This window comes from Streptomyces oceani, from assembly GCF_001751245.1.
Lineage (GTDB): Bacteria > Actinomycetota > Actinomycetes > Streptomycetales > Streptomycetaceae > Streptomyces > Streptomyces oceani.
This window is the reverse complement of record NZ_LJGU01000112.1, coordinates 21,462-42,235: the sequence shown is the minus strand read 5'-3', so window position 1 is coordinate 42,235 and position 20,774 is coordinate 21,462. Positions and strand designations below refer to the sequence as shown.

At 72.8% G+C, this 20,774-nt stretch carries 5 protein-coding genes; 4 read left to right on the top strand and 1 reads right to left on the bottom strand.

Annotation, left to right across the window (positions count from 1 at the left end; genetic code table 11):
• Position 1: 1 nt before the first annotated feature.
• From AN216_RS05610 to AN216_RS05595, 4 genes are all read left to right on the top strand, one after another.
• Positions 2-6,874 (top strand): type I polyketide synthase, encoded by a 6,873-nt coding sequence (locus tag AN216_RS05610; protein WP_070195478.1) that lies wholly within the window; start codon positions 2-4, stop codon positions 6,872-6,874.
• A 56-nt stretch (positions 6,875-6,930) separates the two neighbouring features.
• A complete protein-coding gene (locus AN216_RS30615) occupies positions 6,931-16,350 on the top strand; it encodes a type I polyketide synthase (RefSeq protein WP_070195477.1) in 9,420 nt (3,139 codons plus the stop codon).
• A gap of 66 nt (positions 16,351-16,416) precedes the next feature.
• Positions 16,417-17,928: a class I adenylate-forming enzyme family protein gene (locus AN216_RS05600; RefSeq protein WP_070195476.1), complete on the top strand. Its 1,512-nt coding sequence runs from the start codon at positions 16,417-16,419 to the stop codon at positions 17,926-17,928.
• Positions 17,925-18,854 (top strand): ACP S-malonyltransferase, encoded by a 930-nt coding sequence (locus tag AN216_RS05595; RefSeq protein WP_070195475.1) that lies wholly within the window; start codon positions 17,925-17,927, stop codon positions 18,852-18,854. The genes AN216_RS05600 and AN216_RS05595 overlap by 4 nt, the downstream gene beginning before the upstream one ends.
• Positions 18,855-18,971: 117 nt before the next feature.
• Here the strand turns inward: AN216_RS05595 and AN216_RS05590 are convergent, their stop codons facing one another.
• The gene (locus AN216_RS05590; RefSeq protein WP_079166306.1) at positions 18,972-20,600 is read right to left on the bottom strand and encodes a flavin monoamine oxidase family protein; all 1,629 of its coding nucleotides are present in this window, start codon (positions 20,598-20,600) and stop codon (positions 18,972-18,974) included.
• Between the last annotated feature and the right edge of the window lie 174 nt (positions 20,601-20,774).

Below are 20,774 nucleotides of genomic sequence, written 5' to 3'. Positions count from 1 at the left end.
GATGTCGGCAACTCAGAACGAGCGGGCCGTTGAGGCGCTGCGTAAGTCGCTCAAGGAGAACGAGCGGCTGCGCGCGGTCAACGAGCGTGCCATCGAGGCGTTGCGCAAGTCCGTGAAGGGGGCCGGCCGGCTCGACTCCGCCGACACGGCGTCGTCGGGACACCAGGCGGCCGGACGGGACGGAGAGGGCCCGGGCGGCGCCGAGCCCATCGCGGTGGTGGCCATGAGCTGCCGCTTCCCCGGCGGGGCCGACTCCCCGGAGGCGCTGTGGCGGCTGGTTTCCGAGGGCACGGACGCGATATCGGACTTCCCCACCAACCGGGGCTGGGACATCGAGGGGCTCTACGATCCGGACCCGGAGAACCCCGGCACCACGTACACCCAGCGAGGGGGTTTCCTCACCGACGCCGACCAGTTCGACCCGGCGTTCTTCGGTATCTCACCGCGTGAGGCGGTGGCGATGGACCCGCAGCAGCGGCTGCTGCTGGAGACCTCCTGGGAGGTCTTCGAGCGGGCGGGTATCGACGTCACCGGGCTGAAGGGCAGCGACACCGGCGTCTTCGCGGGCGTCATCGACAACCAGTACGGCTTCAAGTTCGGGGACGCTCCGGCGGAGGTCGAGCCGTACCTCATCGACGGCACCGTCTCGAGCGTGGCGTCCGGCCGGGTGTCGTACACCTTCGGCTTCGAGGGGCCCGCCGTCACCGTGGACACGGCGTGCTCCTCCTCACTGGTGTCCATGCACCTGGCCGCGCAGTCGCTACGCCAGGGGGAGTGCTCGATGGCGCTCGCCGGCGGTGCCACGGTGATCGCCACGCCCGTCGGTTTCGTCGCCTTCAGCCGGCAGCGTGGCCTGGCACCGGACGGCCGCTGCAAGGCGTTCGGCGCCGGCGCGGACGGCACCACCTGGTCCGAGGGCGCCGGGATGCTGCTGCTGGAGCGGCTGTCCGACGCGCGGCGCAACGGGCACCCGGTGCTGGCCGTACTGCGTGGTTCGGCGGTCAACCAGGACGGCGCCAGCCAGGGCCTGACCGCGCCGAGCGGACCGGCCCAGCGGCGGGTCATCCAACAGGCCCTGGAGCAGGCCGAGCTGACCACCCGGGACGTGGACGCGGTGGAGGCACACGGCACCGGCACCAGCCTCGGTGACCCGATCGAGGCACACGCGCTGCTCGCCACCTACGGCAAGGGGCGGCCGAGCCAGCAGCCGTTGTACCTCGGCTCGTTCAAGTCGAACGTCGGCCACACCCAGGCGGCGGCCGGGGTGGGCGGGGTCATCAAGATGGTGATGGCGCTTCGGCACGGTCTGCTCCCGAAGACGCTGCACGCCGATCAGCCCTCGGACTTCGTCGACTGGTCACAGGGCTCCGTGGAGCTGCTCCGGCAGTCCAGGGACTGGCCCGACTACGGTCACACGCGCCGTGGTGCGGTCTCCTCGTTCGGTGTCAGCGGCACCAACGCCCACCTCATCCTGGAACTGCCCGAGCCCTCGTCCGCCGAGCCCTCGTCCGCCGTGGACGGAGCGGACGGCGCCGAGCCCGTCATCCGTGGTGCGACGCTGCCCTGGCCGTTGTCCGGAGCGAGCCCGGAGAGCCTGGGCGGGCAGGCCGACCGGCTGCGCTCCTTCGCGGGCGCTGACCCGGAGTTGGAACCGGCCGACGTCGCACTGTCGTTGACGACCAGCAGGGCCGCGCTGAAACACCGCGGCGCGGTGGTCGCGCGGGACCGGCAGGAGTTCCTGGACGCGCTGGAGGCGCTGCGGCAGGACCCGGCCGGTGCCGGCACCGCTGCTGCCGCCGGTACGGTCCGGTCCGAGGTGCTCGGTGGCGCCGACCGCCCCGTCTTCGTCTTTCCCGGCCAGGGCTCGCAGTGGGCCGGTATGGCCGTCGAACTCCTGGACTGCTCCGAGCCGTTCGCCCGACGGATGCGGGAGTGCGACGAGGCCCTGCGCCGGCACGTGGACTGGTCCCTGCTCGACGTGCTCCGTGCGGCCCCCGGCGCGCCCTCGCTGGAGCGGGTGGACGTGGTGCAGCCGGTGCTGTTCTCCGTGATGGTCTCGCTGGCCGCGCTGTGGCGTGCTGCCGGTGTGCGCCCGGCAGCGGTGATCGGGCACTCCCAGGGCGAGATCGCCGCCGCCTGCGTGGCCGGCGCGCTGTCCCTGGAGGACGCCGCCCAGGTCGTCGCGCTACGGGCCCGGGCGCTGCTGAAGCTCGCCGGCAAGGGCGGCATGGTCTCGCTGGCGGAGGGCGCCGAGGGGGCCGGCGAGCGGATCAGCCGCTGGGAGGGACGTATCGCCGTCGCCTCGACGAACGGACCCGAGTCGACCGTGGTCTCCGGCGACCCGGAGGCGCTGGACGAGCTGATGGCCGCCTGCGAGACCGACGGCGTGCGTGCCAAGCGGATCGCGGTCGACTACGCCTCGCACTCGCCGCATGTCGAGGAGATCCGGGAGGACGTGCTCAAGGCGCTGGTGGGCATCCAACCACGGGCCACCGAGGTGCCGTTCCACTCCACGGTCACCGGGCAGCTCACCCCGGGGCACACCCTGGACGGCGAGTACTGGTACACCAACCTCCGGCAGACCGTGCGCTTCGCTGAGACCGTCCGGGGCCTGCTGGACGCCGGGCACGGCGCCTTCATCGAGTGCAGCGCCCACCCGGTGCTCACCATCGGGGTGCAGGAGAGCGTCGAGGAGGCCGGTTCGCGGGCAGCCACGCTCGGTTCGCTGCGCCGCGACGAGGGCGGACCGCGGCGGTTCCTCACCTCCCTGGCCGAGGCGTGGGCCAGAGGTGTCCGGGTCGACTGGAGCACGGTGCTGCGCGGCCGGCAGGCCCGTACCCTCGACCTGCCCACCTACGCCTTCCAACGCCAGCGGTACTGGGCCGCGCCGTCGGCCGACACCGCGACCGGGAACGTCGCCGCGGCCGGCCTCGCCGAGCCCGACCACCCGCTGCTCGGCGCCGCCGTACGACCCGCGGGCAGCGACCAGGTACTGCTGACCGGCCGGCTCACGCCGCGCGGCAACCCCTGGCTGGCGGACCACGCGGTGGCCGGCACCGTACTGCTGCCCGGCACCGCCTTCGTCGAACTCGCGGTACGGGCCGGCGACGAGGTCGGATGCGCCCGCGTCGACGAACTCAGCCTGCACGCCCCGCTCGTACTCCCGGACCAGTCGGCGATCCAACTGCAGATCGTGGTGGACACGCCGGACAGCGCCGGCCGGCGCGGAATCGGTGTCCACTCGCGGCCGGAGGACGCCGAGCCGGACGCGGAGTGGACCCTGCACGCCGAGGGCACGCTCAGCGCGAGCGCCCCCGAGCCGTCGGACTCGCACGACCTCGGCGGTGCCTGGCCGCCAGCCGACGCCGAGCCGATCGTGCTGGAGGACTTCTACGCCCGGCTGACCGACTCCGGTTACGCGTACGGCCCGGCCTTCCAGGGCCTGCACGCCGTCTGGCGGCGGGGCGAGGAACTGTTCGCCGAGGTGGCGCTGCCGGAGGAGCAGCGTCGGGAGGCGGGCCGCTTCGGCATGCACCCGGCGCTGCTGGACGCCGCGCTGCACGCGGAACTGGCGCGGGACGCCGTGGGTGCCGCGGACGACTCCGATGAGGAGCGGCGGGAGAAGCGGGACGAGAAGCAGTCGGTGAGCCTGCCGTTCGCCTGGAACGGGGTCAGCCTGTACGCCTCCGGCGCCTCCACGCTGCGGGTACGGATCGCACCGGCCGGCCCGGACGGGATGGCGCTGAGTCTCACGGACGCCGACGGGCGGCCGGTGGCTTCGGTCGACTCCCTGGTCTCCCGCCCGGTCTCGGCGGCCCAGCTGCGTACCAGCACGGACACGACGGGCGACGCGCTGCACCGGATCGACTGGATCGCGCCCACGGGCGCGGTGCCCGAACCGGACCCCGCCCGCTGGCTCGTGCTGGGAGAGGACCGGCTGGGCCTGCGGGACTCGGCCGCGCTCGCCCCGGCTGGCGCCCCCGGCACCGAAGACGGCGCCGGACACGCCGCCCGTGGCGGCCCGTTCAGCGCCGCCGAGGACCTCGTACGGGCCGTGGCGGACGGGTCAAAGCCCCCCGAGGTGATTCTGCTGCCCTGCGGCACGGGAGACTTGGGCGAGCCGCTGGCCGAGCGGTCCGACCTGCCGGCGGCGACCCACGAGGCGACGGCGCACGTCCTGGCCGAGACACAGGCGCTGCTCGGCGCGGACGCCCTCGAGCCCGCGCGACTGGTCGTGGTCACGCGCGGGGCGGTGGCCGCGCACGGCGGGGAACGCCCGCGCGACCTCGCGTACGCGCCCCTGTGGGGCATGCTGCGCGCCGCCCAAGCGGAGGTCCCGGGCCGTATCACGCTGGTGGACTTGGACGGCGCGGACAGCTCGCTGGCCGCGGTCGCTCAGGCCGTCGCCGCGGCGGAGGCGCTCGACGAGCCGCAACTCGCCGTACGGGACGGCGTGCTGCTGGCGCCGCGCCTCGCCCGCGCCGACTCGGCCGAGTCCCTGGCAGTGCCCGACAGTGCCGGCAGTGCCGGTCACCCGGGCGCCTGGGAGCTGGTCTCCGAGGGCGGCGGCACGCTGGAGGGCCTGCGGATCGCCCCGACGGAAGCCGGCGAGCGGCCGTTGGCGGCCGGCCAGGTCCGGGTCGCCATGCGGGCGGGCGGCCTGAACTTCCGGGACGTGCTGATCGCGCTGGGGATGTACCCGGGCGAGGCGTCCATGGGCAACGAGGGCGCCGGGACGGTGGTGGAAGTCGGCCCCGGGGTCTCGGACCTCGCGGTGGGGGACCGGGTGATGGGAGTCATCGCCGGTGCCTTCGGGCCGCTGGCGGTGGCCGACCGTGCCATGGTCACCGGGGTGCCCCGGCAGTGGACCTGGGAGCAGGCCGCGTCCATACCCACGGTGTTCCTGACGGCGTACTACGCCCTCGTGCACCTGGCCAATCTCCGGCCCGGCGAGCGAGTCCTCATCCACGCGGCCACCGGCGGCGTGGGCATGGCCGCGGTCCAGCTCGCCCGCCACCTCGGCGCCGAGGTCTACGCCACGGCCAGCGCGGGCAAGTGGGACCACCTGCGGGCGATGGGCCTGGACGAGGCGCATATCGGCTCCTCCCGGGACGACTCCTTCGAGGAGCGTTTCCTGGCCGAGACGGGAGGACAGGGCGTCCACGTCGTACTCGACTCCCTGGCGGGGGAGTTGGTCGACGCGTCACTACGCCTGCTGCCGTCCGGCGGCCGGTTCGTGGAGATGGGCAAGACCGACATCCGGGAGGCCGAGCAGGTCGCCCGGGACCACCCTGGCGTGCACTACCAGGCGTTCGACCTGGTGGACGCCGGCCCGAGCCGCACCGCGGAGATGCTGGCGGCGCTGTCCGCGCTCTTCGACTCCGGGGAGCTGAGCGCGCTCCCGGTGCGCGGTTGGGACATCCGCCAGGCGCCCGCGGCCTTCCGCTTCATGAGCCAGGCCAAGCACACCGGCAAGCTGGTGCTGACCATCCCGCGGAGCTGGGACCCGGACGGCACGGTGCTGCTCACCGGCGGTACGGGCACGCTGGGCGGGATGATCGCCCGGCATCTCGTACGCGAGCGGGGCGTACGCCACCTGCTGCTCACCAGCCGCCAGGGCGGCTCGGCGGCCGGCGCGGAGGAACTGGCCGCGGAACTCCGCGAGCACGGCGCCGAGGTGACGTTCGCCGCCTGTGACGTGGCGGACCGGGACGCGCTGGCCCGGCAGCTGGCCGCGGTACCGGCCGAGCGTCCGCTGCGCGCGGTGATCCACGCGGCCGGGGTGCTGGACGACGCCACCACGCTCTCGCTCAGCGCGGAACAACTCCACCGGGTGCTGCGATCGAAGGTCGACGCCGCGGCGCACCTCGACGAGCTGACCCGGGGGCTGGACCTGACGCACTTCGTGCTGTTCTCCTCGGCCGCCGGCGTCCTCGGCAGCCCCGGGCAGGGCAACTACGCCGCCGCCAACGCCTTCCTGGACGCGCTCGCCCACCGCAGGCGGGCGGACGGCCTGCCGGCGGTCTCGATGGCCTGGGGTTTCTGGGCCGAGGCCAGCGGTATGACCGGCCACCTCGACGCGGCCGACCTGGCCCGGATGCGGAAGTCCGGCTTCCCGGCGCTGTCCACCGAGTTGGGCATCCGGCTCTTCGACACAGCCCAGCTTCGGGACGAACCCCTGCTGGTACCCGTACGGTTGGACACCGCCGCGCTGCGGACTCTCGCCGCCGAGGGCAACCTGCCGAGCCTGGCCAGGGGCCTGGTCCGGGCTCCCGCCCGACGGGCCGTGGAGACGGCGGAGGTCGCCGACTCCTCGTCGCTGACCCGGCAGCTCAGCGGCCTCGGGGCGGCCGAGCAGGAGCGGGTGCTGCTCGACCTCGTACGCAGCAACGCCGCCGCCGTGCTCGGGCATGCCGGCGGGCAGGGGGCCATCGGGGCGGACCGGGCCTTCAAGGACCTCGGTTTCGACTCGCTCACCGCCGTCGAGCTGCGTAACCGGATGAGCGCGGCCACCGGCATACGGCTGCCGGCCACCCTGGTCTTCACCTATCCGAACGCGACGGCGCTGGCCCGCCACCTGCGGGACGAACTCGGCGTCGGCGAGTCCGCGGACCACGCCTCCGAGCGTCGGGCCAAGGCCGCCTCCGCGCCGCTTCTGGGACATCTGGACCAACTGGAGAGCGCGCTCGCCGACACGGAACCGGACGATGACCTGCGGGACATCCTGGTGAGCCGGCTGGAGACGCTGTTGTGGAAGTGGAGTTCGCTGAGCGGCTGGGCCACGGGGGATGCCACGCCCGTTGGCGGTGACCTGGAGTCGGCGTCGGCGGACGAGGTCTTCGACCTCATCCGCGACGAGCTCGGAAAGTCCTAGCCGCGGACGCGGAACCCGCACGCCCGCACGTGATCAGTCGAAGGAGTTCGTCCCGGATGGCCAACGAAGAGAAGTTGCTTGACCACCTGAAGTGGGTGACCTCTGAGCTTCGGCGGGCGAGGCAGCGGCTCGCCGTCGGTCACGAGCCGATCGCGATCATCGGCATGGCCTGCCGCTATCCGGGCGGTGCGAACACCCCGGAGCGCTTCTGGGAGCTGCTCGAGTCGGGGACCGACGCGATCTCCGACTTTCCCACCGACCGGGGCTGGGACCTGGAGCGGCTGTACGACCCGGACCCGGACAAGCCCGGCACGACGTACGCCAAGCAGGGCGGATTCCTCCACGAGGCGGCCGAGTTCGACCCCACCGTGTTCGGCATATCCCCCCGCGAGGCGTTGGCCATGGACCCGCAACAGCGGCTGGTCCTGGAGACCTCCTGGGAGGCGCTGGAGCGGGCCGGTATCAACCCGCAGTCGCTGAACGGCAGTCAGACCGGCGTCTACGTCGGTGCGCTGGCGACCGAGTACGCCTCCCGCCTGGGCAGTGTCCCGGACGGGGTCGAGGGCTACCTCGGCACCGGCACGCAGACCAGCGTGCTGTCCGGACGTGTCTCCTACACCCTGGGCCTGCAGGGCCCCGCGGCCACCGTGGACACCGCGTGCTCCTCGTCCCTGGTGGCCATCCACCTCGCCATGCAGGCGCTGCGGCGGGACGAGTGCTCGATGGCGCTGGTCGGCGGAGTCACCGTGATGTCGACACCCGACCTTTTCACCAGCCTCAGCCGGCAGCGAGCGGTGTCGCCGGACGGTCGCTGCAAGGCGTTCGGGGCGACGGCCGACGGTTTCGGCCCCTCCGAGGGCGTCGGCATGCTGCTGGTGGAGCGCCTCTCCGACGCGCAGCGCAACGGCCATCGGGTGCTCGGCGTCCTACGCGGCAGCGCCACCAACCAGGACGGCGCCAGCAACGGCCTCACCGCGCCCAACGACATCGCCCAGGCCCGGCTCATCGAGCAGGCCCGGGCGGACGCCCGGCTCACCAACGAGGACCTCGTCGACGCCGTCGAGGCGCACGGCACCGGAACCTCGCTCGGTGACCCGATCGAGGCGCAGGCGCTGCTGGCGACGTACGGCAAGGACCGTGACCCGCAGCAGCCGCTCTACCTCGGCTCCGCGAAGTCCAACATCGGACACACCTCCGCGGCGGCCGGCGTGGCGGGCGTACTGAAGATGGTCCTGGCCATGGAGCACGGACTGCTGCCCAGGACCCTGCACGCCGAGGAGCCCTCGCCGCACATCGACTGGTCGGACGGCGTGCTCAAGCTGCTGGACGAGGCCCAGCCCTGGCCGGCGGGCGAGCGGCCGCGCCGGGCGGGTGTCTCGTCGTTCGGGATCAGTGGCACCAACGCCCACGTCATCCTGGAGGACGCCCCCGACCCCGCGTCCTCGCCCGAGGGGACGGAACGGGCCGCCGAGGACGGCGAGACCGGGGAGGCCGGCGAGACCGGGGAGGCCGGGGAGGGAGCCGCGGCATCCGGGCCCACGAGACCCAGGACCGGGACGCCGCTCGGCGGCCCCGCCGCCCTGGTGCTCTCCGGCGTCACACCGGAGGCGCTGCGCGGCCAGGCCGCACGGCTGCGGGAGTTCGTCGAAGCCACCGCCGCCACCGACACCGCCGCCACCGACACCGCCGCCACAGGCACCCCGGTCGCGCCGATCACCCCAGCCGACCTCGGCCGCTCGCTCGCCGCCACCCGGGCCACCTTCGAGAACCGTGCCGTGGTGCTGGCCGACACCCACGAGGACGCCGTACGCGGCCTCGAAGCGTTGGCCGACGGCAGCGGCACCACACGGACGGTACGCGGCACCGCCGGTACGTCCGAACAGCCGGTGTTCGTCTTCCCCGGACAGGGTTCGCAGTGGGCCGGCATGGCCGTCGAACTGCTGGACAGCTCGACGGTGTTCACCGAGCGGCTGGAACAGTGCGCGGAGGCGCTGCGTCCACACGTCGACTGGTCGCTCCTGGACGTGCTGCGGGAGGTCGAGGGCGCCCCGACACTGGACCGCGTGGACGTGGTGCAGCCGGTGCTGTTCGCCATGATGGTCTCGCTCGCCGAGGTGTGGCGCTCCCACGGGGTGGAACCGGCCGCCGTCCTCGGCCACTCGCAGGGCGAGATCGCGGCCGCCTGCGTGGCCGGCGCGCTGTCCCTGAAGGACGCCGCCCAGGTCGTCGCGCTGCGCGCCAAGGCGCTGCTGGCCGTCGCCGGGGAGGGCGGCATGGTCTCGGTGGCCGAGCCAGCCGCGGCGGTGGCCGCGCGCCTCACCAAGTGGGGCAGGAAGCTCGCGGTGGCCGCCAACAACGGCCCCATGTCCACGGTCGTCTCCGGCACTCCCGAGGCACTGGACGAGCTGATCGCCGCCTGCGAGGCGGCGGACGTACGCGCCAAGCGGATCGCAGTGGACTACGCCTCGCACTCACCGCAGATGGAGAAGCTCAAGAAGGAGGTGACCAAGGCGCTGGCCGGCATCGAACCGGTCACCGCCCGGGTGCCGTTCTTCTCCACGGTCACCGGCGAGTTCGCGGACGGCGCCGAACTCGACGCCACCTACTGGCACACCAATCTGCGGCACACCGTCCGTTTCGAGGAGTCGGTGCGCGCCCTCATCGACGCCGGACACCAGACCTTCGTCGAGGTGAGCCCGCACCCGGTGCTCACCGTCGGCATCGCCGAGTGCGCCGCGGACGCGGAGGCATCGGCCGTCGCCGTCGGCTCGCTGCGCCGGGACGAGGGTGACGCGGCGCGGTTCCGCGCCTCGCTGGCGGAGGTCTGGGCGCACGGCGTACGGGTCGACTGGGGCGCGCTCGCCGCCGCGCAGGGCGGACGTACGGTACCGCTGCCGACGTACGCCTTCCAGCGGGAACGCTTCTGGCTGGAACAGGACCAGTCCGCGCCGCGACCGGCCACGGGTGACCCCGTGGACCAGTGGCGCTACCGGGTGGCGTGGCGGCCCCTGGCCGAGCCCGGTCGGTCCCACCTGGACGGCACCTGGCTGCTGATCGTGCCACTGGAACACCAGGAGCACCCCTTGGTGTCACGGGTGTCCGATGCGCTCGAGCGGGCGGGCGCGGAGGCACGCGTGATGGTCGTCGGCGGGCTGGACGGCGCCGACCGGAGCTGGCTCGCGGAACGCTTCACCTCCGAGACCGCCGACAGCCAGGAGATCACCGGCGTGCTGTCCCTGGCGGCGCTGGACGAGCGTCCCGCCACCGGACGCGGCACCATGCCCGGCGGACTCGTCCTGCACACCGTGCTCCTGCAGGCCCTGGGGGACGCCGCGCTGACCGCGCCCCTGTGGAGCCTCACCAGCGGCGCCGTCTCGGTGGACTACACCGACCTGCTACGCAGCCCGCTGCAGGCGATGACCTGGGGGCTGGGCCGGATCGCCGCACAGGAGTACCCGCGGCGCTGGGGCGGTCTCGTGGACCTGCCCGCCGAGTTCGACCAGCGTGCCGGTCGCCGGCTGGTCGCGGCCCTCGCGGGACTGGACGGGGAGAACCAGCTGGCGATCCGCGCCGCCGGGATCTTCGTACGCCGCGTCCAACGGGCCGCCGACGAACCCCGGTTGGCCGGTGGGGGCGGATGGCGGCCCAAGCGCCGCCGGGGCCGCAGCACCGTGCTGGTGACCGGCGGCACGGGCGGTGTCGGCGCGCACGTCGCGCGCTGGCTGGCCCGTAACGGCGTCTCCGACCTGCTGCTGGCCAGCCGCCGTGGGCCGGACACCCCGGGCGTGGACGAACTGGTCGCCGAACTGGGCGAGCTGGGCGCGGAGGTGACCCTCGAGGCCTGTGACGTCGCCGATCCCCGCGCCGTACGCCGCATGCTCGACAAGCTGCCCGCCGAGAGCCAGCTGGCCGCGGTGTTCCACCTGGCGGGCGTACTGGACGACGGGCCCATCGACTTCCTCACTCCGAGCCGTGCCGCGCGGGTGCTGCGGGCCAAGGCCGACTCGGCGCTGGTACTGCACGAGGCGACCCGGGTCCTGGACTTGTCGGCCTTCGTGGTCTTCTCCTCCATGGCCGGCACCATGGGCGCGCCCGGCCAGGGCAGTTACGCCGCCGCGAACGCCTATCTGGACGCGCTGGTCCGGGCTCGCCGAGCCGAGGGCCTGCCGGCGACGTCCATCGCCTGGGGCGAGTGGGGCGGCGACGGGATGGTCGACGAGCGGGTCGCCGGCTCCCTGCGGTCGCAGGGTGTGCTCCCTATGGACGCCGAGCGGGCGATCGGCGCGCTGGAGCGGGCACTCGACCAGGACGAGATCTTCCTGGTCGTCTCGAACGTGGACTGGAGCGTGCTGCCGGGCAGTTCGGACACCGCGCTGCGCGACCTCCCGGAGGCGCGAGCGGCGGCGGAGGGCGGTGCGGGTACCGCCACGGGTGCTGCCGCCACGGGCTCCGCGCTGGTCGCGGGACTGTCCGAGAAGGACGCCGGTCAGCAACGCGCCGCGCTGCTGGGTCTCGTACGCGAACAGGTCGCCGTGGTGCTCGGGCACGACCCGGAGCGGACGGACGCGGTGCCGCCGGAGCGGGCCTTCCGCGACCTCGGCTTCGACTCGCTCACCTCCGTCGAACTCCGGAACCGGCTGGCCGAGGCGACCGGCCTGCGGCTCCCGGTGACGCTCGTCTACGACCACCCGACCGCCGTGAAGCTGGCCGCGTTCCTCCAGGCCAGCCTGTCCGGCACCGGTGCGGAGGCGGGCGAGGCCGAGTCCCAGGTGGCGCCGGCGGTCACGGCCGCCACCTCGGCGACCGACGACCCGATCGCCATCGTCGGCATGGCCTGCCGCTTCCCGGGCGACGTGGCCTCCCCGGATGACCTGTGGAGGCTGGTGGCGGCCGGTGGCGACGCCATCACACCCTTCCCCACGAACCGCGGCTGGGACCTGGCGGGCAGCTACGATCCGGACCCGGACCGGCCGGGCAGGCACTACGTGCACGGCGGCGGTTTCCTACACGACGCGGACCGGTTCGACGCGGACTTCTTCGGGGTCTCACCGAGGGAGGCCGTCGCCTCCGACCCGCAGCAGCGGCTGATCCTGGAGACCGCCTGGGAGGTCTTCGAGCACGCGGGTGTCGATCCCACGAGCCTGCGCGGCAGTCAGACGGGCGTGTTCGTCGGCGCCGTCTCCTCGGACTACCTCGACCAGTTCCCCCAGGTGCCGGACGACGTCGAGTCGCACGGCAGCACCGGCAACATGACGAGCGTGCTGTCCGGCCGGGTCGCCTACAGCCTCGGGCTGGAGGGCCCGGCGGTGACCCTGGACACCGCGTGCTCCTCCTCCCTGGTCGCCATCCACCTCGCGGCCCAGGCGCTGCGGCACGGCGAGTGCCGACTCGCGGTCGCCGGAGGCGTCACCGTGATGTCCACCCAGCTGGGCTTCATCGAGATGAGCCGACAGCGGGCCATCTCCGTGGACGGCCGCAGCAAGGCGTTCGCCGCCTCCGCCGACGGGTACGGCATGGGCGAGGGCGCGGGGGTCGTACTCCTGCAGCGGCTGTCCGAGGCACAGCGCGACGGGCGTGAGGTGCTGGCCGTGCTGCGGGGCACGGCGACCAACCAGGACGGGGCCAGCAACGGGCTGTCCGCGCCGAACGTGCACGCCCAACAGCGCGTTATCCAGCAGGCGTTGGCGAACGCCCGGGTGGAAGCGGCACAGGTGGACGTCGTCGAGGCGCACGGCACGGGCACCGAGCTGGGCGATCCGATCGAGGCCCAGGCGCTGTTCGCGACGTACGGCCAGCGCCCGAGCAGCCGTCCGCTGATGCTCGCCTCGCTGAAGTCCAACATCGGGCACACCGCCGGCGCCGCCGGCGTCGCCGGCGTGATCAAGATGGTGAAGGCGCTGGAGCACGGCCTGCTGCCCAGGACGCTGCACGCGGACGAGCCCTCGCCGCACATCGACTGGTCGCCGGGGACCGTACGACTGCTGACCGAGGAACGGGACTGGCCGGCGGGCGAGTGGCCGCGCCGGGCGGGTGTCTCGTCGTTCGGCATCAGCGGCACCAACGCGCACGTGATCCTCGAGGAGCCGCCCAGGGACACGAACCGGGTCAAGCGCGAACGCGTACTCGCGGCGCCGGAGGGCGGGGCGGCTTTCGCCACCACGGGGGGCGTGCTGCCGTGGCCGCTGTCCGGGCGGACCGCCGCCGCGCTGCGCGGGCAGGCCGAACGCCTCGCCGCGCACGTCGCGATGGCCTCTCAGCTGCGCCCGGTGGACATCGGATGGTCGTTGACCGGCCGGTCCGCCTTCGAGCGCCGCGGTGTGGTCCTGGGCAGTGAACGCGAGGGCTTCCTGAACGGTCTGCGTTCCCTGGACGAGGGCGAGCCCGGTACGAACGTCCTGGAGGGCGCGGTCGTCGAGGGCGCCGCCGATCCGGTGTTCGTCTTCCCCGGGCAGGGTTCGCAGTGGGTGCGGATGGGGGTGGAACTGCTCGAGTCGTCCCCGGTGTTCGCCGGGCGCATGGCGGAGTGCGAGGTCGCGCTGAACGCCCATGTGGACTGGTCGCTCACCGAGGTGCTGCGTGCCGCGGACGACGCGCCGGGGCTGGAGCGGGTCGATGTCGTACAACCCGTGCTGTGGGCGGTGATGGTGTCCCTGGCCGAGCTGTGGAGGGCGTGCGGAGTGCGTCCGGCGGCGGTTGTCGGCCACTCCCAGGGGGAGATCGCTGCGGCCTGCGTGGCGGGCGCGCTGTCCCTGGAGGACGCCGCCCAGGTGGTGGCCCTGCGGGCACAGGCCCTGGTGAGCCTGGCCGGGAAGGGCGGCATGGTGTCGGTGCCGCTGGGGGCCGACGAGGTGCGGGAACTGCTGACCGAGTGTCCCGAGGGGATCTCGGTCGCCTCGGTGAACGGGCCCGGGTCGACGGTGGTCGCCGGCCCGGCGGAGGCCCTGGACGACCTGCTGGAGCGGTGTGCGCGGCAGGACGTACGGGCCAAGCGCATCGCGGTGGACTACGCCTCGCACTCGGAGTTCGTGGAGGAGATCCGCGCCGACGTACGGGAGGCGCTGGCCGGCGTCGAACCGCGGGCGGCACAGGTGCCGTTCATGTCGACGGTGACCGGCGACTTCCTGACCGGCACCGAACTCGACGGCGAGTACTGGTACACGAACCTCCGGCAGACGGTCCGGTTCGCGGAGGGTGTGGAGTCCCTGCTCGCCGCCGGGCACGGCGCGTTCGTCGAGGTCAGCGCGCACCCGGTGCTGACTCTGGGGGTCTCCGAGTGCGTCGGTGAGGGCTCGGCGGTGGTACTCGGGTCGCTGCGTCGCGACGAGGGCGGACCCGAGCGGTTCCTCGCCTCGCTCGCGGCGGCGTGGGTGCGCGGGGTACCGGTGGACTGGGCCGCGGTGTTCGCCGGCCGGGAGGTACGCCGCGTGGCTCTGCCGACGTACGCCTTCCAGCGCCGGCGCTACTGGCTGGAGGCCGAACCGCCGGCCCCGCCCGCCCCGTCGGTCGGTGCCGGCGGCGGTGCCGTCGACCCGGTCGAGGCGCGGTTCTGGGAGGCCGTGGAGCGCGAGGACCTGGAGTCCCTGGCCTCGACCCTCGGGCTGGACGGCCAGGAGTCGGGGAGCAGGCTGCTCCCGCTGGCCGCGCTGTCCTCCTGGCGCAAGCGGCGCCAGCACGCCACCATGCTGGACGGTTGGCGCTACCAGGTGCAGTGGCGGCGCCAGTCCGGGCTCGGCGGTCGGGCCGCCGTCGGCAACTGGATCGTCGCGCTGCCGGCGGAGCACACGGACGACGTCCTCGTACGGGACGTGTGCCAGGCGCTGCGGGAACGTGCGGCCGAGGTGGTCCCGCTCACGGTGTCGGACGACGACGACCGGCGGACCCTCGCCGACCGGCTCACCGAGGAGGCCGTCGAGCACGGGCCGATCGCGGGCGTGCTCTCGCTGCTCGCCTTCGACGAACGGGACCACGAGACCTACCCCCAGGTCAGCCGGGGCCTCGTGCACACCCTGGAGATCGGCCAGGCGCTGGTCGACACCGAGGTGGACACCCAGCTGTGGCTGGTCACCAGTGAGGCGGTCGTCGCCTACGGCGCCACCGACAAGCTACGCCGGCCGAGCCAGTCGACCGTCTGGGGACTGGGACGGGTCTTCGGTCTGGAGCACGCCCAACTGTGGGGCGGGCTGGTCGACCTGCCCGCGACGCTGGACGAGGGCGGCGCACGCTGGCTCCGCGAGGTGCTGGGCAGTCCCGGCGCCGAGGACCAGGTGGCCGTGCGTTCGGCCGGGGTGTACACCCGGCGGCTCGTACGGGCCCCCCGCGTGGAGGGTGACCAGCAGGGTTGGCGGACCAGCGGCCCCGCGTTGGTGACCGGCGGTCTGGGCGGCCTGGGCCGGTACGCGGCCCGGATGCTGGTCGGGAGCGGTGCCGAGCACCTGGTGCTGACCGGACGCCGTGGCCCGGACACCCCCGGTGCCGACGAGGTGCGGGCGGAGCTGGAGAGCATGGGCGTGGGCGTCACCATCGCCGCCTGCGACGTCACCGACCGGGAGCAACTCGCCGAGCTCGTACGGACGGTGGAGAGCCAGCACGGACCGGTACGGAGCGTGGTGCACACGGCGGCCACGGTCGTCGAGGACGCGCCGTTCTTCGCGGACACCTCGCTGGCTGATTTCGCCTCCGACGCCGCGGCCAAGGTGCTGGGCGCGACCCACCTGGACGCCCTCTTCGACCGGGCGGACATGGACGCCTTCGTGCTGTACTCCTCGGCGGCCGGGGCGTACGGCAGCGGCCGGCAGGCCTCGTACGGCGCAGCCAACACGTATCTGGACGCGCTGGCCGAGAACCGTCGCTCGCGCGGGCTGACCGCCACCTCCCTGGCCTGGGGGGCGTGGGGCGCGACGGACCAGTCCGGCGGGCTGATGAGCATGGACGGGATCAGCGACTACATGGCCAGCCGTGGCGTGCTGGAGATGAGCCCGGACCAGGCCATCGCGGGACTCCGGCAGGCGCTGGAGGACGACGAGACCTACCTGGTCGTCACCGCCATGGACTGGGAGCGCTTCCTCCCCACCTTCACCGCGACCCGCTCCCGCCCGCTGCTAAACGAACTCCCGGAGGTGCGGCAGATGTTGGCCGGGCAGGCGGTCGACGTCGCCAGCGAGGAGGAGAGCGAGTCCGTCGCACGGCTGCGTGGCGAACTGGCCGACCTCGCCACCGAGGAGCGCGAGACGGTCCTGCTGGACGTCGTACGCCGACAGGTGGCCCGGGTGCTCGGGCACGGCGACCCGGAGGAGGTCGAGACCGAACGGGCCTTCCGGGAGCTCGGTCTGGACTCCGTCACCGCACTCGAACTGCGCAACCAGCTGGACAGGGCGACCGGTCTGAAGCTGAAGCCGACCGTCGTCTTCGACAGCAAGTCACCGATCGCGCTGGCCGGTCACCTCGCCCAGAAGATGGGCGAGGCGCTGGACGGCTGACCGGCCACTCGATCATCCACCCACGCACGTGAAGTCTCCAACCGGAGAAAGGAGGAGTGAGACTCGATGACCCCGAAGCTCTTCGCAGCGGATTCGGTGTGGACGTATCCCGAATTCGAGCGGAACATCCTGGGAGTCGCCGAGGCGCTGCGGGAACGCGGCGTCAACGACGGCACCAGGGTGCTGCTGAAGGCCGGCAACTCCGCCGGCTACCTCAGCACGCTCCTGGCCCTCATGCACCTGGGCGCCTCGATCGTGCTGGTCGACCACCAGGAGCGGGCGGAGGACACCCGGGTGGTCTGCGCCCAGTCCGGCGTCAAGCTCTGCCTCGTCGACGACGACGCGCCGATGCCCGACGGGACGCCGCGGACCCCGATCTACGAACTGCTCGTCGCGGGAGCCGGGATCCACCCCTCCGAGTCGCGGGTGACGCTGGACACCTGGCGGCAGCGGTCGGACGCGATCATCATGTGGTCCTCCGGTTCTACCGGGCAGCCCAAGGGCGTCGTCAAGCAGGGCCAACGGTTCCTCGGGAACCTCGAGCGGAACGCCGCGCACATGGGCCACCGCCCGGACGACGTGCTGCTGCCCCTGCTGCCGTTCAACCACCAGTACGGCATCTCCATGGTGCTGATCGCCTGGTTGGTGCGCTGCTCGCTGGTGATCGCGCCGTACCGGCGCATCGACCGGGCGCTGGTGATGGCCAGCCAGACCGGTGCCACCGTGGTGGACGCCACGCCGGCCAGCTACCGCAGCATGCTCAACATCATCCGCCGCAAGCCGGCCGCCGCCGCGCACGTGCGGAGCGTACGGATGTTCTGCAGTGGCGCCGCGCCACTCGACCCCGGGCTGGTCGAGGAGTACGAGCGGGCCTTCGGACTGCCGCTGTTGGACAGCTACGGCAGTACGGAGGCGGGCAACGTCGCCTTCGCCACGCTGGACAACCCGGTCGGCACCGGACGGGCGATGGACGGACTGGCGTTGCGCGTCGTCGACGAAACCGGCGCCTTCCTGCCGGCGGGCTCGGTCGGCGAGATACAGGTTCGTACGCCCGACCTGATGGAGGGGTACCTGGCCGCCGACGGCACCCTGCGGGAGACGCCCCGGGGCTGGTTCGCCACCGGGGACTTCGGCTATCTCGACGCGGGCGACAACCTCTTCGTGGCCGGCCGCAAGCTCGCGGTGCACCGTAAGGGCTACACGCTGCACCCGGAGATCATCGAGCACAAGGCCGCCGCCGGGGGCTGCCGGGCCCGGATCATACCCGTACCGGACGAGCGGGACGGCTGTCAGCTGGTCTTCTTCGTGGAGGACGAGGACCAGCGCGAAGCGCAGTACTGGCGCGGGCGGTTGGCCGAGCTGCTGCCGGACTACGAACGACCCAACCAGGTGCGCGTGTTGGACCGCTTCCCACTCAACCGGAACGGCAAGCCGGACAAGAAGCAGCTGGAGTCGCTGGCCGCCCAGGCGACGGCACCGGACACGGCGGCCGGTGAGACCCCCGCACGGGCCACGGCAGCGCAGGACACGGCAGTACAGGCCACAGCAGTACAGGAGACAGGAGCGCCCACCGCATGACCGCCGAGCAGCAGGGCGGCACCGCCCTCGTGTTCCCCGGCATGGGCCCGACCCGCTTCGCCGACATGGCGGAGTTCCTCGCGACCAACCGGCATGCCCGCCGCCGACTGGCCACCGCTGACGAGGTGTTGGGCTACTCGGTCTACGAGCGCTACCGTTCCGCGCCGGACGACTACGCCGAGTACGCACAGATCGCCTTCCTGGTGGCGTGCCTCGCCCTCGCGGACTCCGCCGAGCGCAAACTCGGCGCGGTGCCGGAGCTGGTGACCGGCCCGAGTTTCGGACAGCGCGCCGCGGCGGCGTACGCGCAGTCCCTGTCCTTCGCCGACACGGTGCTGCTGACCGCCCGACTGGCCCGCTGCGAGGAGGAGTTCTTCGCCGAGGAGCACCGTGAGGCCGTGACCCACTGCGTGGTGCACACTCCCGAGGACGTCCTCAAGGAGGTACTGGCCGAGCTGGCCGAGCGTGGCGAGTGGTACGACATCTCCGGCCGGATCGACCGCGGCTTCCACCTGGTGTCCCTGCGGGAGCCGGTGCTCGACTGGTTCAAGGGCCGGATCAGCGACGTCGGCGGCTACAACATGTACACCATGTGGCCGCCGGTGCACGCGCCCGCGTTCGACGGGCTGCGCCGGAAGGCGGAGGCGGAGGTGTTCGGCGAGATCACCGTGTCCGACCCGAAACTGCCCGTGGTAGCCGACCAGGACGGCTCCGTCCTCACCGACGCGGCCGGCGTGCGGCGGATGCTGCTGGACACCTTCGACCGCCCGATCCACTGGCCGGACATCGTCGCGACGCTGCGCGAGCGGGGAGTCCGCCGGATGTGCGTCTCCGGCCCGGACAACCTGTTCACGCGGGTGGACAGCACCCGGGAGCACTTCGAGCTGGTGCATCTCGTGCCGCCGAGGGTACGCGGGCGCGGCTGATCCTGGCTGGTCCCGGACAGCCCTTGACGACGGGCCGACCCATACCCTGGACCACCACCACGGCCTCGGCGCCCCGGGTTTGCCCGGCCCGGGGACACCGCCGGCCGTGGACTCCGCTCAGCCCTCCGGGAGCTCGAGCGGCGCCAGCTCGTCGTACCGGTCGCCCGGGCCGGGGTTGTCCGGATGACACGCGCCGCCCAGGTGTCGTACGACCCCCCAGACCGCGTTCAGCGCCGTCGTCACCGCGCCCTCGGCGAAGCCGCCGGTCCATGAGATGTCGTCCCCGGCGAGGAAGAGGCCCCGCTGCTCGGCGGGCAGGTCCCGCTGCATGAAGTGTGTGAACAGCCGGCGCTGGTAGCGGTAGTGGCCCGGCAAATTCGCCCGGAACGCGCCCATGAAGCGTGGCTCGTTCTCCCAGGTGGTGACCACCGGCCCGGCGATGACGTGCGAACGGATGTCCACCGAGGGGTAGATGTCCTCCAGCGCCGAGAGCAGGACCTCCAGGCGCTCCTCGGGGTCCAGCGCGGCGATCTTCTGCGAGTCGTCGTTCCAGGTGTACGACAGGCACATCAGCCCTGGCCGGTCCGGCCCGTCGTCGAAGACGTAGACCCCCCGCGGCAGCCGGTCGGTGAGGGTCATGCCCATCACCTGCTCGCCCGTCTCGGGGTCGGTGTCCAGCCAGAACGGCCGGTCGGTGAGCACGAACAGCTTGGACGAGCTCATGTAGTGCGTGCGCTCCAGAGCCGTCCAGTGCGGCCGGGGCAGCAGCGACTGGTCGCACCGCACCGTGGAGAGCAGCAACCGGTGCTGGCCGGTGAACACCACGCAGGGGTACGTACGCCGCGTACCGTCGGCGTCTGTGACCGCGATGCCCTCCGGGGTCCGCCGCAGCTCGGTCACGGCCCCGCGCGGACGACCGCCGTGCAGACCGGCCAGCGAGGTACCCGCCGGCCAGTGCGCCGAATCCGCCGGTTCGTGTGACCAGATGCCGCGCGGCAGTTGGTTGGAGCCACCGACGATGAGGCGCTGGTCCGCGTCGGCCTCGGTGTAGACGATGCGCAGGATCTCCAGCACGGAGTTGGGGAAGTCGGTGTCCCAGCCGCCGGTGCCGAAGCCGATCTGGCCGAAGATCTCCCGGTGTCGGAAGGACGTGAAGGCCGGTGAGGCGGCGAGGAAGCCGTAGAAGGACTGATCGTCGAGTCGCGGCACCAGCTGGTTCCAGATGCTCTTGATCGTCGGCACGTCGCGGTGGGCGATCGCCTGCGTCATGGTGGAGAGCGCGGCCCCCTCCTGGAGGGTCTTGTCCCAGGCGTCGGCAACCTCGGCGAACACGTTGGGGAGTTCGTCCGGGGTGCGTGCCCGGTACCGCTCGCCCTCCAGGTCGATCACCGTGCTCGAGGTGTGCGGGTCCAGCGGGTTGGGGAAGTGCCGCGTCCGCAGGCCCACCGTGTCGATGTAGTGGAACAGCGTGGTCGCGGCGAGCGGGAAGCGCATCGCGCCCATCTCGGCGAGTACGTCCGGATGCTCGGCGAACGGCACGGAGCGCATCCGGCCGCCGATCTCCTCCGCCTCGTACAGCACGGGGCGCAGGCCCAGCCGCAGCAGCTCGTACGCGGCGACCATGCCGGCGATCCCGCCCCCGACCACCGCGACCTCGGTGCCGTGCCATCTCGAGGGGATCGTGCCGAGCCCGGCCGGGTGGCGAAGCCAGTCGTCGTAGGGGAAGGGGAAATCGGGCCCGAACATGGTGACCGGGGCCGCGGGCCCTGGCTCCTCGTTCTGGCTCTCCTCGGCTGCAAGGACCACTGGTGCTGGACCCCCGGGATTCCGGTGACGGGCGATGGCCGGTCGGCCGAGAACCGTGGCGGCATCCTTGGCGCGTTGTTCCCAGAGGCGGTGGACCGCCGCCGACGCCACGGA